The sequence below is a fragment of the Arthrobacter sp. 05L44 genome (assembly GCF_056397605.1).
In genome coordinates this window covers 364,528-378,900 of sequence record NZ_JBFTNS010000002.1, presented here as the reverse complement: position 1 = coordinate 378,900, position 14,373 = coordinate 364,528, and the positions used below count along the sequence as shown (strand labels likewise).

At 67.4% G+C, this 14,373-nt stretch carries 10 protein-coding genes; 7 read left to right on the top strand and 3 right to left on the bottom strand.

From position 1 onward, the window contains the following. The first annotated feature begins 150 nt into the window (after positions 1 to 150). Together AC1DHY_RS06990 and AC1DHY_RS06985 are read left to right on the top strand one after the other, a co-directional pair. A complete protein-coding gene (locus AC1DHY_RS06990) occupies positions 151 to 2,685 on the top strand; it encodes a bifunctional lysylphosphatidylglycerol flippase/synthetase MprF (RefSeq protein ID WP_476903385.1) in 2,535 nt (844 codons plus the stop codon). Between the two features lie 176 nt (positions 2,686 to 2,861). Then, complete coding sequence (locus AC1DHY_RS06985) at positions 2,862 to 5,609, top strand: bifunctional lysylphosphatidylglycerol flippase/synthetase MprF (RefSeq protein ID WP_476903384.1); 2,748 nt, start codon at positions 2,862 to 2,864, stop codon at positions 5,607 to 5,609. Here AC1DHY_RS06985 and AC1DHY_RS06980 read toward each other — a convergent pair. Together AC1DHY_RS06980 and AC1DHY_RS06975 are read right to left on the bottom strand one after the other, a co-directional pair. Beyond that, positions 5,599 to 6,924, bottom strand: a complete 1,326-nt coding sequence (locus AC1DHY_RS06980; RefSeq protein WP_476903383.1) for an alpha/beta hydrolase — start codon at positions 6,922 to 6,924, stop codon at positions 5,599 to 5,601. The two genes, AC1DHY_RS06985 and AC1DHY_RS06980, sit on opposite strands and share 11 nt — an antisense overlap. A 62-nt stretch (positions 6,925 to 6,986) precedes the next feature. Next, positions 6,987 to 7,922, bottom strand: a complete 936-nt coding sequence (locus tag AC1DHY_RS06975; RefSeq protein ID WP_476903382.1) for an aldo/keto reductase — start codon at positions 7,920 to 7,922, stop codon at positions 6,987 to 6,989. Between the two features lie 51 nt (positions 7,923 to 7,973). On the opposite strand from AC1DHY_RS06975, the gene AC1DHY_RS06970 reads away from it, so the two are divergent. Both AC1DHY_RS06970 and mshC read left to right on the top strand, forming a co-directional pair. After that, positions 7,974 to 8,807: an undecaprenyl-diphosphate phosphatase gene (locus AC1DHY_RS06970; RefSeq protein WP_476879331.1), complete on the top strand. Its 834-nt coding sequence runs from the start codon at positions 7,974 to 7,976 to the stop codon at positions 8,805 to 8,807. A 15-nt stretch (positions 8,808 to 8,822) separates the two neighbouring features. Beyond that, positions 8,823 to 10,106, top strand: a complete 1,284-nt coding sequence (gene mshC / locus AC1DHY_RS06965) for a cysteine--1-D-myo-inosityl 2-amino-2-deoxy-alpha-D-glucopyranoside ligase (protein WP_476903381.1) — start codon at positions 8,823 to 8,825, stop codon at positions 10,104 to 10,106. Between the two features lie 57 nt (positions 10,107 to 10,163). On the opposite strand, the gene AC1DHY_RS06960 is transcribed toward mshC, so the two are convergent. Then, positions 10,164 to 11,069, bottom strand: a complete 906-nt coding sequence (locus tag AC1DHY_RS06960) for a PAC2 family protein (RefSeq protein WP_476879332.1) — start codon at positions 11,067 to 11,069, stop codon at positions 10,164 to 10,166. 121 nt (positions 11,070 to 11,190) lie between these two features. Here AC1DHY_RS06960 and AC1DHY_RS06955 point away from each other — a divergent pair, with 121 nt between their 5' ends. The 3 genes from AC1DHY_RS06955 to AC1DHY_RS06945 all read left to right on the top strand — a co-directional run bounded on the left by AC1DHY_RS06955 (position 11,191) and on the right by AC1DHY_RS06945 (position 14,359). Beyond that, positions 11,191 to 11,949, top strand: coding sequence for an HAD family hydrolase (locus AC1DHY_RS06955; protein ID WP_476879333.1), 759 nt, complete (start codon positions 11,191 to 11,193; stop codon positions 11,947 to 11,949). 73 nt (positions 11,950 to 12,022) lie between these two features. Next, positions 12,023 to 13,177: a site-2 protease family protein gene (locus tag AC1DHY_RS06950; RefSeq protein WP_476879335.1), complete on the top strand. Its 1,155-nt coding sequence runs from the start codon at positions 12,023 to 12,025 to the stop codon at positions 13,175 to 13,177. 99 nt (positions 13,178 to 13,276) lie between these two features. Beyond that, positions 13,277 to 14,359: a tRNA (adenine-N1)-methyltransferase gene (locus AC1DHY_RS06945; RefSeq protein ID WP_476903380.1), complete on the top strand. Its 1,083-nt coding sequence runs from the start codon at positions 13,277 to 13,279 to the stop codon at positions 14,357 to 14,359. The last annotated feature ends 14 nt before the right edge of the window (positions 14,360 to 14,373 follow it).

The following is a 14,373-nucleotide window of genomic DNA, read 5'->3' as shown; positions in this document are numbered from 1 at the left end:
TCCGCTGGCGTCCCCAGCTTGCTCCCCGGAATTCCCCAGCTTGCAGGCATATTCTGTGGATGTTCCCCACGGAATGCATTCGGTGGCCTGTTGGCTCCGACCGATGAGCCGAGTTCGTGGTCCACGTTGGGTTATTTTCGGAGGATGTTGTTGCCTGCACCATTGATCCGCAGCAGGCCTGCCCTGCTGCTGGGACGATTGTTGCGGCGGCTCGGCCGCACCGCCGCGGGCATGCCGCTGGCCCTGTCGCTGACGGCCTTTATGTGGACCCTGGGAATCGGCACCGGGTCAGTCGTCTCCGGACCCCCGCCGGGCCTGCTCGCCGCCGTTTCGGTAGGCCCTGACCTCCTGCTGGCCGGGCGCTGGTGGCCGGTGTTCTCCTCAGTCTTCTTTCCCGGGCCTCTTGCTTCGTACATCCTCGCCACTGCCCTGATCCTGGGGTGCGTCGGATTGGCCGAAGCCACCATGGGTGTCCGCCGGACGGCCATCGCCTTCGTCGGAGGCCACCTCGGGGCACTCTTTCTCTACGTGGCAACAGTTGAGCTGGGGGCGGCGATCGGCAGCGACTGGCTCGCCTCGCTCCGCCACCCTGCGCTGATGGGTCCGTTTGCTGCGGCGCTGGCCGCCCTGATGGCAGCCAGTCCACGGATCAGCGCGCTCTGGCGCCGGCGGGTACGCTCCGTAGCCATAGCCGTGACGGTGATGCTGCTGCTGTACATCGGGCACCCGCAGAGCCTGCACAGTATGCTGGGCGTCTTTTGCGGCCTGGGCATCGGCGCCGTCCTGGGCGGACGGCGCGGGACCGGCCACTTTGTGCACTCCACGAGCCGCGAAGTCAGGGCGCTGCTATCTATGGTGGTCGCCGTTTTTGCCGCCGGACCGGCGCTGGCGAGCCTGGCCAAGGCACCCTCGGGCCCGCTCGCCGTGCTCCGGAACCTGGTGGTAAACCCGCTGCCCACCATCAACGACCTCCAAGCGAGCTGTTCGGCCGCCGTCGACCTATCCTGCCTCCAGATCATCCACAGCCCGGGGCTCCGCGGCCCTGGCCTGGAAGCCCTGTCCCTGGTCCCGCTGGTGCTCCTCCTGGTCTGCGCCGAAGGACTCCGCCGGGGCAACCGTGCCGCGCTCTGGGTCGCGATCTCCGTCCAGCTGGTCATCGGCGTGCTCTCCGCCATTTATTTGCAGCTGTTCTCCCAGTTCGGGGCGTCCGTCCGGAGCGGGTCCCGGGTGATCTCCGTGGATGCCGGGGTCACTGAAGTGCTGCCGGTGGTGCTGGTGCCGTTGCTCATCGCCGCGGCTTTGTTTGCCTCCCGGAGGCACTTCAACGTCGATGCGGATCCGGTGCTCGGCCGGCGGTCCCTGCTGCTGCTGGCCGGAGTTTTTACGGTGTTCGTCGCCGCATACGTGGTGGCGTGGTTCGCCGAGGACAACTACAACCACAGGGCCGGGCTGGTGGCCCTGCTTGCCACCCTGCCGCGGATGTTCCTTCCCTACCCCTTCTCCTTCCGCTACTCGGTGTCGGTATATCCGCACGGCGTGTGGTCACCGCTGATCTTCAGCTACGGCGGGGCCGTGTTCTGGCTGATCTGCCTCATCAGCATCCTCGCCATGTTCGCCAGCCGTAAACTCCGGGACCTCCGGGCAGACAGGGGAATCACCCTGGCACGGAGGCTGGTCCGCCAAGGCGGCGGCTCGCTGTCCTGGATGGCGCTCTGGCCCAACAACAGGTACTGGTTCAACGACGCCGAGACGGTGGGCATTGCCTACCAGCTGCACTACAACGTGGCGCTGACCGTCGGCGAGCCGTTCGGCCGGGCCGAGGACGTGGAGGGCGCCATTACGGAATTCACGGCGTTCTGCGCCCAGGAGTCCCTCGCCCCCTGCTGGTATTCCGTCACCGACGAACACTGGCCACTGCTGCAGCGCCTCGGGTTTAGCCGTGTGCGTGTTGCCGAGGAGACCCTGCTGCCGCTGGGCAGCATTGAATTCAAAGGCAAGGAGTGGCAGGGCGTCCGCACCGCCCTCAACAAGGCCCGCAAACTCTCCGTCGAGGCGCGGTGGTGTACCTACGCCGAGCTCCCGGGCCCGCTCCGGACCCAGGTCCATGAGATTTCCGAGGAATGGGTTTCGGAGAAAACACTTCCGGAGATGGGATTCACCCTTGGCGGCATTGAGGAGCTGAAGGACGAGAACGTGTTGCTGTGCCTTGCCGTCGACGCCGAAGGCAAGGTCCATGGCGTGACCAGTTGGCTCCCCGTGTTCACGGACGATGCCGTCACCGGACGCACCCTGGACTTCATGCGCCGAAGCCCCGACGGTTTCAACGGCGTGATGGAATTCCTGCTCGCCTCCGCGGTCCTCCATTTCGACGGCAGCATGCCGGAAATTTCGCTGTCTGGTTCGCCGCTGGCGCCCGTCCGCGACGGCGACGCCGACCAAAAAACGCACGACGGCGCCACGATCGGCCGCTTCCTCGACTGGCTGGGCGCCGTGCTCGAACCCGTGTACGGATTCCGGTCCCTCGCCGCTTTCAAACAGCGATTCCACCCACGCCACCGGACGCTGTACATGATGTATCACGACGCCCTGGCGCTGCCGGTCATCGGCCGTGCCGTCACTGAGGCCTACCTGCCCACGATGTCCATCCGGCACACCGCCAGGCTGCTGCGGGGCGCCATCCGGTAACGGCCCCGGAGGCGGGCACGGTACTTGCCGGCACCCGAGTGGTAGCCCAGCCGGGGGTGCTGAAAAGCGAGTACGTACTACTCCCGAACGTCAGGCTGGACCGGAATATGCTTCAGCCATGACGTAGCCCTGCCACGGTAACGGGTTGCGCTGCCGCACTCGAAGTGACGGGGGACATGAAGCCTACGAGCAGCACACCGGTCCGCGTGGACGAACGTGTGCAGGGGCCAACAGCAACCCGGCGGACCAGGCCGCAAATGGGCTATGGCCTGCGGCAGATCCCTGTGACGTGGCTGTCGGTTCTCCTGATGTGGGTAGCCGGCGCCGCCACCGGATCACTGATTTCCGGCCCGGCGTCAGCGTTGATCGCGTTCGTGGACGTGGGCCCGGACACCCTGACGAGTTCACAGTGGGCTTCGATCCCGGCGAGCATGCTGTTTCCCGGCGGCATCTCTTCGTATGTGCTTGCCAGCCTGGTGTTGCTCATATGTGTCGGGGTCGCCGAACTCGCACTGGGGAGCGGAAGGGCCGCGGCGGCGCTGGTAGCCGGCCATGTGGCCGCCGTCTTGTTCTATGTCGGGATCGTGGCTGCCGGTGATGAACTCGGCAGCAGCTGGCTCAGTTCCATGCAACACCCGGCATTGGCGGGCCCGTTCGCGGGAAGCCTGGCTGCCGTCATGGCCGCGGGCCCGGCCCTTGGTCCGCTGTGGCGGCGGCGGGTTCGCTCCGTCGGCCTGGCGGTGACGATCATGCTCCTGCTCTACGTCGGCCACCCCCAGAACCTGCTCACGTTCCTTGGCGCGCTGTGCGGGCTGGCCAGCGGATGGGCGGCGTCCATGGCCTCAGCCCGTTCCTCAGCCCGTTCCTCAGCCCCTCCGGTGACGCGTGCGGGGCTACGGACGGCGGACCGGCGCGCTGCGGGGGAGAACCCCTGGACCGGCCGTGACGTCAGGTCCGTCCTGGCCATGACCGTGGCGGTCTTCGCCGCAGGTCCGGTCCTGGCGGGACTGTCCCAGGCACCCGTCGGGCCGCTGGCGGCCCTCCGGAACCTGATCGTCAATCCCGTGCCCAGCCTTAGCGAGCTCCAAACCGACTGCGTCGCCGCCGTCAACGCCGGTTGCCCCCAGATCATGCACAGCCCCGGCCTGCACGGGCCCGGGGGAGCGGCCCTGTCGGTGGTGCCACTGCTTCTCCTGCTCGCGTGCGCGGAAGGGCTGCGGCGGGGGAACCGGGTGGCGCTGTGGATCGCGACCGGAGCGCACCTGGCCGTGGGAGTGATCTCAGCGGTGTACCTCCAGCTCTTCGCGCACTTCGGGGTGTACGTCAGGAGCGGCCGGCGCAGGATTCCGGTCGACTCGGGCATCGTGGAGATCCTTCCGGTGGTGCTGGTGCCGTTGCTCATTGCCGCTGCCCTGTGGTTCAACCGCCGGCACTTTGCCGTGGACACGGATCCGGTCCTCGGGCGCCGGGCACTGGTGATCGTGCCGGCCGTCTTCGGGGCCTTCGTCGCTGTGTATGTCATTGCCTGGTTCGCCGAGGGCAACGACCGGCACCGTGCCGGTCTGCTCGCTCTCGGGGCCACCCTGCCGCGGATGTTCCTGCCCTACCCGTTCTCCTTCAAGTACTCGGTGTCCGTACACCCGCGGGGCTACTGGTCCTCGCTGCTCTTCAGCTACGGCGGCGCTGCGTTCTGGCTCATCTGCCTGATCGCCGTCCTCGTGATTTTCACCAAGCGCCGGCTCTGGGACCGCCGTATGGAAACCGACCGTGCCGTCGCACGTCGGCTGGTCTTCCAGGGCGGCGGATCACTTTCGTGGATGGCCCTGTGGCCGAACAACCGGTACTGGTTCAACTCCACCGGCACGGTGGGCATTGCCTACCAGCTGCGGCACGGCATCGCGCTGACGGCGGGCGGCCCGTTCGGCCACGACGTGGACTTCGCAGCCGCGGAGCGCGAATTCACCAGATACTGCGCGGAGCAGACCCTGACGCCGTGCTGGTACTCCGTGGCGGACGCGCACTGTGCCGAGCTGCGGTCCATGGGCTTCAAGAGCCTGGAGGTGGCGCAGGAAACCGTCCTGCCCCTGGCCGACGTCGACTTCCGGGGCCGGGAGTGGCAAAGCGTCCGGACCGCCATGAACAAGGCCAGGAAGCTCGGCATCACCGCCCGCTGGGGCGCCTACAGTGACCTGCCGGGAGCCTTGCAGACCCAGGTGCACGAGATTTCCGGCCAGTGGGCCGCCTCACGGTCGCTTCCGGAAATGGGCTTCACCCTCGGTGGCGTGGAGCAACTCAAGGACGATCACGTGCTGCTCTGCCTGGCCGTGGACCCTGCTGGCGCGGTCCTCGGCGTCACCAGTTGGCTGCCGGTCTTCCACGACGGTGAACTGGTCAGCCGGACGCTGGACTTCATGCGCCGCCGCGACGACTGCTTTAACGGCGTGATGGAGTTCCTGATCGCCTCCGCAGTGCTCCGCTTCAAAGGCACAATGACCGAGATCTCGCTGTCCGGCTCGCCCCTGGTGCCGGCGACGGCGCTGGTGCGCCGCCGGCAGGGCGGTCAATCCGGGGGGCAGGATGCTCCCGTCCTGGAACCCGGCGGTCCGGACGTCGCGGCCGCCGACGTCGATGCAGCCCCCGCCGGCCGGCTGCTGCGCTGGCTGGGGGACGTCCTCGAGCCGGTGTATGGCTTCCGGTCGCTGGCGGCGTTCAAGCAGCGGTTCCAGCCGCAGCACCGGACGCTCTTTATCCTTTACCAGGATCCGCTGGCGCTGCCCCTGATCGGCCGTGCCCTGGCCGAGGCCTATCTGCCAACCTGGTCACTGCGCCATACGGCGCGGCTGCTTCGCGACGTCACCGCCGGTCCGCAGTCCGCGCGCCGGCCGGTCCGGGCAGGCCAGCCCGAGCAGCAGCTCAGCCGTTGACCCCCAGGCGGGTCATCAGCCAGTCCATGTTGTTCTCGACCCCGTACTTCCAGGCCGTCCAGGCGTGGCCGCCCGGCGCTTCCTGGAACTGCACGTTGATACCCGCCTTCTTCATGCCCTGGTAGACCTGGACTCCCTGGGCCCGGAAGAACGGATCCCCGGCGCCTACGGTGACAATGCCGGCGGTGTGCGGGTACTTGCGTGTCTTGATGACATCCAGGGCGTTCTGCTTCTTGAACTCCGCGGCGCTGCCGCCGAAGTACTGCTGCAGGAGCACCTGGTGGCCCTGCCGGATGGTCGGCTGGTTTTCGCCGGAGCTGTCGATGAACGTCGGGTAGACCTCGGGGTAGTTCATGGCCAACTGCATGGCGCACGTCCCGCCGTAGGAGAACCCGCCGATGGCCCACTGGCTGGTGGAGTGCTTGCCGGCACCGAAGGTGGCCTTGATCCAGTTGGGCACGTCCTCGCTGAGGTACCTGCCGGCCTGGCCTTGCTTGCTGTTCATGCACAGCGGGGGGTAGTTGGCCCACTTGGCTCCGGCGTCGGGCATCACGATGATCGGCGCCAGCCCCTTGTGCGAGGCCGCGTAGTCGTCCATAAACTGGGCGATCCGGCCGTTGCGCAGCCAGTCGACCGGTTCTCCCGGGACTCCGTGGATCAGGACCAGCACGGGCAGGTCGGCCCGCGGAGTGGAAAGGTACGCCGGGGGAAGGTAGACAAAGGCGGTGGAGGAGACCTCATGGGAGATGGGTGCCGGGATGAACGCCCGGATCACGGTCCCTTGGCTGGGCATACCCTCCGGCGCCGTCCAGTTTGCCAGCGTGGTGGGAGCCTCACTCGGCGTCGACAACGGAACCGGGTTCCCGCGTTCCTGGTTCTTGAACTGGTCGAGGGTTTCCATCTTCACGCCGGTGTCCCCAAAGATGGAGCCAAGCGTGGGGTAGTACTCGAAGTTCTGGTTGATCAGGGACCCGGACGCCAGGACCACCACAAGGGCCGCCGGCAGCACGGCGATCCGGGCCGGCAGCCGCCGCAGGTCCCGGATCTTCGGCACCACCAGGAGGAGCGCCAGGATGCCGATGCCTGCAAACGCGTAGACGCGCTTGGGCAGCGGGGAACCCCACAGGTTCCAGATAGGTTCGGAAAAAAGCCAGACTATAATGCTGAGAATGCCCGCCACGACAACCGCGGCCGGCACCCAGCGACTGATATGCCGACGGCGCCCCCAAACCAGCCAAGCGAGGGACGCGGCAGCCAGAATGTAGAGAACCACGGGCACAACGCCGGTCGTTATCGCGAGGTTCTGCAAGTTCATGGACTCAGATTAAGTCCGGAACCCGGGAGTTTGCCCGGAATGGGCCGAAAGAATCCTGCGGGTTAGGCGGGAGCGGAGACGTCCTCGAGAGCTGCCGCAATCTCAGGAGGCAATGGCGTCAGCACTGAGTCCATAATTTCCTTCAACTGGACCGGCGTCCGGGCCCCCACCACGCCCGTGGCGACGCCGTGCTGCGACAAGAGCCAGCTCAGGGACACGTCCAGGGCAGTCCGGCCCAAACCCTTCGCCGCCATTGCGACGGCCTCGACAACACTGGAGGCGGTGCCTTCAAGGTAGGGCTCCACGTAAGCGGCGAGTTTGTGGTGCGCACCCCGGGAATCGGACGGGAGGTGTCCTCGGTATTTACCGGTGAGCACCCCGCGGCCCAGCGGACCCCACGCCATGAGCCCGAGCCCGGCGTCCTCGATGGCGGGAATCAGTTCGGCTTCGGCCTTGCGCTGCAGCAGGGAGTACTCAGCCTGGCAGGCCACAAGGGGGAAATCTGCCACGGCGGCCGCCTTGGCCGTCTGCCAGCCGGTGAAGTTGGAGATGCCGGCGTACCGCGCCCGGCCGGACCGCACCGCGAATTCCAGGGCCGACAGGGTTTCCTCCAACGGCACGTTTGGATCCCAGGCCTGGGCGAACCAGATGTCCACGTAGTCGGTGCCGAGGCGGGCCAGGCTCGCGTCGAGGCCGGACAGCATCCCGTTCCGGGACGTATCGACGCTATGGCGGCTGCCCGACGTCGTCAGCCCGGCTTTCGTGGAGATAACAACCTCTGACCGCGCGACGACGTCGCCGAGCATTCCGCCGAGGACCGCCTCGGCCCCGCCACCGGCGTAGGACGCCGCGGTGTCGATCAGGGTGCCGCCGCCGTCGACAAAGGCGTGGAGCAGCGCCGAGGCGTCCTGCTCATCCGTCTCACCGGCCCACGACATAGTGCCAAGGGAAAGGGACGAGACACGCAACCCACTGTTGCCGACATAACGCTGCTGCATGCCTGCAAGCTTACGGTGCTTCGGAACGTCCATAACGTAGGGTCTATAAACGTGAACTGGTTAGAAGCTGCCTTTCTGGGCCTTGTACAGGGACTGACAGAATTCCTCCCTATCTCCTCGAGCGCCCACCTGCGGATTGTGGGGGCCTTCCTTCCCAACGCCGCGGACCCCGGAGCCGCCTTTACCGCCATCACCCAGCTGGGTACCGAGACCGCGGTGATCGTCTACTTCTGGCGTGACATCGTCAGGATCGTCAAGGCCTGGTTCGGCTCGCTCACCGGCCGGGTCTCCCGCCAGGATCCCGACGCCCGGATGGGCTGGCTGGTGATCCTGGGCAGCCTCCCGATCATCATCCTGGGCCTGCTCTTCCAGGACCAGATTGAATCGGTGCTGCGCAGCCTGTGGATCGTCGCCACCACGTTGATCGTCTTTGGCATGATCCTCGCCGTAGCCGACGCCGTCGGGCGCCAGGAACGCGACCTCACCAGCCTCAGCTACAAGCACGGCATCTTCTACGGACTCGCCCAGGCCATGGCCCTGATCCCCGGCGTCTCGCGCTCCGGCGGCACCATCACGGCCGGCCTGCTGATGGGCTACACCAGAGAGGCCGCAGCCCGGTACTCCTTCCTGCTCGCCATCCCGGCAGTATTCGGCAGCGGCCTGTACCAGCTGTACAAGGTGGTTTCCAAGGACGGGATCACCGGTCCCTACGGCCTGCCCGAGACCGCCCTGGCCACCGTGATCGCTTTCGTGGTGGGTTACGTCATCATCGGCTGGTTCCTGCGCTACGTCTCGACCCGCAGCTACCGCATCTTCGTCTGGTACCGCATCCTGCTGGGGCTGGCCCTGTACCTGCTCCTCGGTTTCAATGTCATCAGCGCCTAGCACTAGGCTTGGGATGTGAAATCCTGGATCTCCCGCCCCGTTCCTCAGCTTCCGGGCAGTATGCCTGCACTGCGACTTTTCGACACCGTAACGGGAGGCCCGGCCACCCTTGAGGCAACCGGGCAGCAGTCCATGTACGTATGCGGCATCACCCCGTACGACGCCACCCACATGGGGCACGCGGCCAGCTACGTGGCCTTCGACCTGCTGAACCGGGCCTGGCGCGACGGCCGCCAGCAGGTGTCCTACGTGCAGAACGTCACCGACGTCGACGATCCGCTCCTGGAGCGCGCCACGGCGACCGGCGTTGACTGGCGTGAACTTGCCGCCAGCCAGATCGAGTTGTTCCAGACCGACATGGAAGCCCTCAACGTCCTCGCGCCGGACCACTACGTGGGTGCCGTCGAGGCGATCCCGCGGATTGTTCCGGCCATCGAGTCTCTCCTGGAGCGGGGCTTGGCGTACCGCGTGGCCGGGGGAGCGGGCGAGCCTGACGGGGACGTCTATTACGACGTCGAAGCCGCCGGCAAGCACTCTGCCGAGGCAGAGGACGCCTGGACCCTCGGCTCCGTCTCCGGGCTCTCCGACGCCGAGATGCTGGAACTGTTTGCCGAGCGCGGTGGCGACCCCGGCCGCGCCGGAAAGCGGCAGGCCCTGGACCCGTTGTTGTGGCGCGTTGCCCGTGACGGCGAACCGAGCTGGCCCGGCGGCGCCCTGGGTGCGGGCCGTCCCGGCTGGCACATCGAATGTACCGTGATCGCCCAGCAGTACCTGCCCGCACCCTTCACCGTGCAGGGCGGCGGCTCAGACCTCGTGTTCCCGCACCACGAGATGGGCGCAGGCCACGCCTGGTCGCTGGCCGGGGTGCCGCTGGCCAAACACTTTACCCACGCCGGCATGGTGGGGCTGGACGGCGAGAAAATGAGCAAGTCCAAGGGCAACCTGGTGCTCGTCTCCAAGCTCCGGGCGGAAGGTGAGGAACCGGCCGCGATCCGGCTGGCCATCCTGGCCCACCACTACCGCAGCGACTGGTCGTGGACGGCGGAGGGCTTCGCCGAAGCCAAAGAACGCCTCCGCACCTGGCGCGCCGCGGCCGAGGTCGCGCCCTCAGGTTCAGCCGCTCCGCTCCTTGGCCAGCTCCGGGCAGCACTCTCGGACGACCTCGACGCCCCCCGCGCACTGGCAGCTGTGGACGCCTGGGCAGGCGCGGCGCTGACGGCCGACGCCGGTGAGGGGTCCGCGGCCGATGCCGCACTCGTGGGCGACGCCGTCGACGCATTGCTCGGCGTCGAACTTTAGGCCGGTAGCTCCCGGCGCGGTATGACCAGCGCCGGGACCGAAGGGCCTGCCTGGAAGCTAGGGCTTGTCCTTGCCCCGGCGCTTGAGGTACCGCTCGAATTCGCGGGCGATGGATTCACCGCTGGCCTCCGGGAGGTCGGCGGTGTCCTTCGCCTCTTCAAGCTGCCGGACGTAGGCAGCGATCTCGGGATCCTCGGTGGCGAGTTCGTCGACGCCGCGCTCCCACGCGTCCGCGTCCTCCACCAGTTCCTGGGTGTCCACCGGAACCTGCAGCAGCTCCTCGATCCGGTGCAGCAACGCCAGCTGGGCCTTCGGGGACGGTGCCTGCGCGACGTAGTGCGGCACCGCGGCCCATAGCGAGACTGTAGGCAGGCCGGCAAGCAACGCCACTTCACCGAGCACGCCGACAATCCCCACCGGGCCCTCGTACTGCGAGGCCTCAAGGTCCATCCGTTCCCGCAGCGCGGCGTCGTCCGTTGAGGCGCTGACGGGAATCGGCCGGCTGTGCGGCACGTCCGCGAGCAGGGCGCCGACCAACACCACGTAGTCCACGTTCAGCGCCTCCGCGTGGACCAGCAGCTCAGCCGTGTAGGCCCGCCACTTGTACGAGGGTTCCGTGCCCTGGACGAAGATGACGTCCACGTTTGAGTCGGGCACCCTGGCCTTGAAAATGCGGGTGGAAGGCCACTTGATCTTCCGCTCGCCGGAGGCCGTCCGGCGGATCGTGGGGCGGGTGAACTGGAAGTCGTAGTATTCGTCCGCATCAATGGAGCCGACCTTCTTGCCGCCCCACAGCTTGTTGAGGTAGCGCAACGCATCACTGGCGGCCTCACCGGCGTCGTTCCAGCCCTCAAAGGCCGCGAGCATCACGGTGACGCGCTGGCCCTCGGGCACGGGCTGCAGCAGCCGTTCCGGCTCAGGCGTGGCGCCAGTCTCCGCGGTGTCTGGCTCGAAGCTATTCATGTGTTCACCCTACGTCCAAGTCGCGGGCGCGTGCAGGAAGGAAAACGCCCAAGCCACCTTGAAATTCGCCGACGGCGTAGCCCCGGGCACCCCGCAGTACCCGCACCGTAGACTGAAGGGCATGCGATCCCCAGTCTCCCAGCCCCCGCTCAAAGCCGTCTTATGGGACATGGACGGCACGATCGTGGACACGGAACGCTACTGGATCGAAGCTGAGCACGCCCTTGTGGCGGCCCATGGCGGACAGTGGTCGCACGAAAAAGCGATGCAGCTTGTTGGCCAGTCACTGGTCTTCTCCGCCGGCATCCTGCAGGACGCCGGCGTCGAGCTCGAAGTCCGCGAAATCATCGACACCCTGACCGGGCATGTCGTCAGCCTGGTCCGCCAGTCCGTCCCCTGGCGTCCGGGGGCACGCGAGCTGCTTGAGGAACTGCACACCGCCGGCGTCCGCTGCGCCCTTGTGACCATGTCCGAGGCCCCGCTGGCCCGCGAGATCGTGGCCAGCCTGCCCAAGCCCTACTTCGAGTTCCTCATCACGGGGGACACCGTGGCGCAGGGCAAGCCCCATCCGGAGGCTTACCTCAAAGCGGTGGAACTCCTGCAGGAGGATGACCCTAGCCTGGACCACCGGCACTGCGTGGCCCTGGAAGACTCGGGGCCGGGCGTGGCGGCGGCGGTCGCGTCCGGTGTCATCACAGTGGCCATCCCGCACCTCGTGCCGCTGCTGGATGACCCGCGCCGCGCCACGTGGGACACCTTGGCCGGACGCGGTGTTGCGGACCTTGAAGAACTCGTCGCCCTCCGGCACGCGAACGACGGCGGACTCCCGGGCTCAATCCCCGAACTGGCCGGAACCCGTGGGGGCCGGAGCCTTGACTGAGCAGCCGCCGCAGAAGCCCGCAGGGAACCCGACAGGGGAGCCCGGGGAAGTCCCGTTCTCGCTCCGCGGCGGGATCCCGCTCGGCAGGATCGCCGGGATTCCCGTGGTGCTGGCCTACTCGTGGTTCGCTATCGCCGCCTTCACCGTGATCGCCTATGGCCCGGTGCTCGCACACAACGATCCCCGGCTTGGCGCCTCGGCCTATCTCGTGGCGTTCGCGTACTCGGTACTGCTGCTGGTCTCCGTGCTGGTGCACGAACTGGCCCACGCGCTCACCGCCCGCCTCTATCGCTGGCCGACCCGGAAAATTGTGCTCAACCTGTGGGGCGGCCACACCCAGTTCGAAGAATTCACCGCATCCCCTGGCCGGTCTGTGCTGGTGGCCATGGCCGGACCTGTGGCCAACCTGGTGCTGGCCGGCGCCGGCTGGCTGGTCCTCGCCGGCGGGCAGCTGCACGGCGTGGCGGACACCCTGGCCAACATTTTCGTCTGGGCCAACCTGCTGATCGGCATCTTTAATGTCCTCCCCGGCCTGCCGCTGGACGGCGGGCGACTGGTGGAATCCGCGGTCTGGAAAGTCACCGGCAGCCACGAACAGGGCACTATCGCGGCCGGCTGGGCCGGGCGGATCATCGTCATCGCCCTGGCAACGTGGTTTGTGGTCCTGCCGTTGCTGAGCGGTAACCGGCCGGACACGTCCTTGATGCTGATCACTGTCCTGGTGGGCGGCTTCCTGTGGATGGGCGCCTCGGCCTCGATCCAGCAGGCCAGATACCGGGGCAGGCTCCACCTGGTGGACGCCGCGGCCCTGGCCGAACCCGCCGTCGGGCTTCCGGACACCGCGAGCGTGCTGGACGTGCTGCGGCATTCGCCCCGGGGCGCGCCCGCCGTCGTGCTGTACGGCCCGGACTTGCGGCCGGCCGCCGTCGTCGACGAGTCCGCCGCGGCGGACGTCCCCGAAGCGCTGGCGGCAGCGACACCGGCAACCGCAGTCGCCTACCCTCTGGCTGCCGGCGCTTACGTCAAGGAAGGTGACCGGGGCGCTGACCTGCTGTCCTATCTAGCCCAGCTGCAGGGCTCGGATTACGCGGTGGTTAACAACGCCGGAACTGTCACCGGACTCCTGCGGCAACTGACCGTCCTCAACGCCCTCACGGGAAAGCAAACGCGCGGCTCCGTCCGTCCACGGGCCGGCGGCGAGGCCCGGAACCAGGACCAGAACCGGTAGAGTTACCTGCCGGTCGTGAATTTCCCGGCCCACGACCACGGGCCGGTGCCCGCCGCCCATCCGCGGCCACCCAGCTTTACAGGAGCGAGGAACACCTTCATGAGCAGCGACACCGCCGCCAACCCCACCCCTACCGACGACACGGCAGCCGCCGCCGGTGCCGCAGCGCCCGACGCCGGGGCTTCCGCACCGGTCGGTGCCAACCGCCGCCGCGGACCGTTCCGCGAGGGTGAGCGTGTGCAGCTGACCGATGAACGCGGCCGGATGAACACCATCAGCCTGGAAGCGGGCGGCGCCTTCCACACGCACCGCGGTTTCCTCAACCACGACGAAATCATCGGCAAGCCGGACGGCTCGGTGGTTGTGAACAACGTCGGACAGCAGTACCAGACGCTTCGCCCGCTGCTCTCGGACTTTGTCCTGTCGATGCCCCGCGGTGCCGCTGTGGTGTATCCCAAGGACGCCGGCCAGATCGTCACGATGGCCGACATCTTCCCGGGTGCCCGCGTGGTCGAAGCCGGCGTCGGCTCGGGTGCGCTCTCCATCTCCCTGCTCCGGGCGGTGGGGGACAACGGCTACCTGCACTCCTTTGAACGCCGCGAGGAGTTCGCCGACATTGCCCGCGGCAACGTCGAAACCATCTTTGGCGGCGCACACCCGGCCTGGCAGATCAGCCTCGGCGACTTCCAGGAGGAAGTGGTCCGGACTGAAGCCCCCGGCTCCGTGGACCGCGTGGTCCTGGACATGCTGGCACCGTGGGAATGCCTCGACGCCGTTGCCACCGTCCTCGCACCGGGTGGCGTGTGGATCAATTATGTCGCCACTGTCACTCAGCTTTCCCGCACCGCAGAGGCCATCCGCGCCGACGGCCGGTTCACCGAACCGGATGCCTGGGAATCCATGGTCCGCGGCTGGCACCTGGAGGGCCTGGCTGTACGCCCGGACCACCGGATGGTCGCCCACACCGGCTTCCTGCTGGTGACCCGCCGGCTGGCCGACGGCGTTACCGGCATCTCCGTGAAGCGACGGCCCTCTAAGACCGAGTTCGACGCCGAGGACGTGAACGCCTGGACTCCCGGCGCCGTTGGCGAACGTGCGGTCTCCGACAAGAAACTCCGGCGTGCTGCCCGCGACGCGATCGCCGGCACCAACGTCAAAGACACCCCCGAGGTCACGAACTAGTCCGCATTTCGGAT

Coding starts and splice junctions, on each gene's coding strand:
- AC1DHY_RS06985 (WP_476903384.1), top strand. CDS start 2,862: ATGAAGCCTACGAGCAGCACACCGGTCCGCGTGGACGAACGTGTGCAG.
- AC1DHY_RS06980 (WP_476903383.1), bottom strand. CDS start 6,924: ATGAACTTGCAGAACCTCGCGATAACGACCGGCGTTGTGCCCGTGGTT.
- AC1DHY_RS06975 (WP_476903382.1), bottom strand. CDS start 7,922: ATGCAGCAGCGTTATGTCGGCAACAGTGGGTTGCGTGTCTCGTCCCTT.
- AC1DHY_RS06960 (WP_476879332.1), bottom strand. CDS start 11,069: ATGAATAGCTTCGAGCCAGACACCGCGGAGACTGGCGCCACGCCTGAG.
- AC1DHY_RS06955 (WP_476879333.1), top strand. CDS start 11,191: ATGCGATCCCCAGTCTCCCAGCCCCCGCTCAAAGCCGTCTTATGGGAC.
- AC1DHY_RS06945 (WP_476903380.1), top strand. CDS start 13,277: ATGAGCAGCGACACCGCCGCCAACCCCACCCCTACCGACGACACGGCA.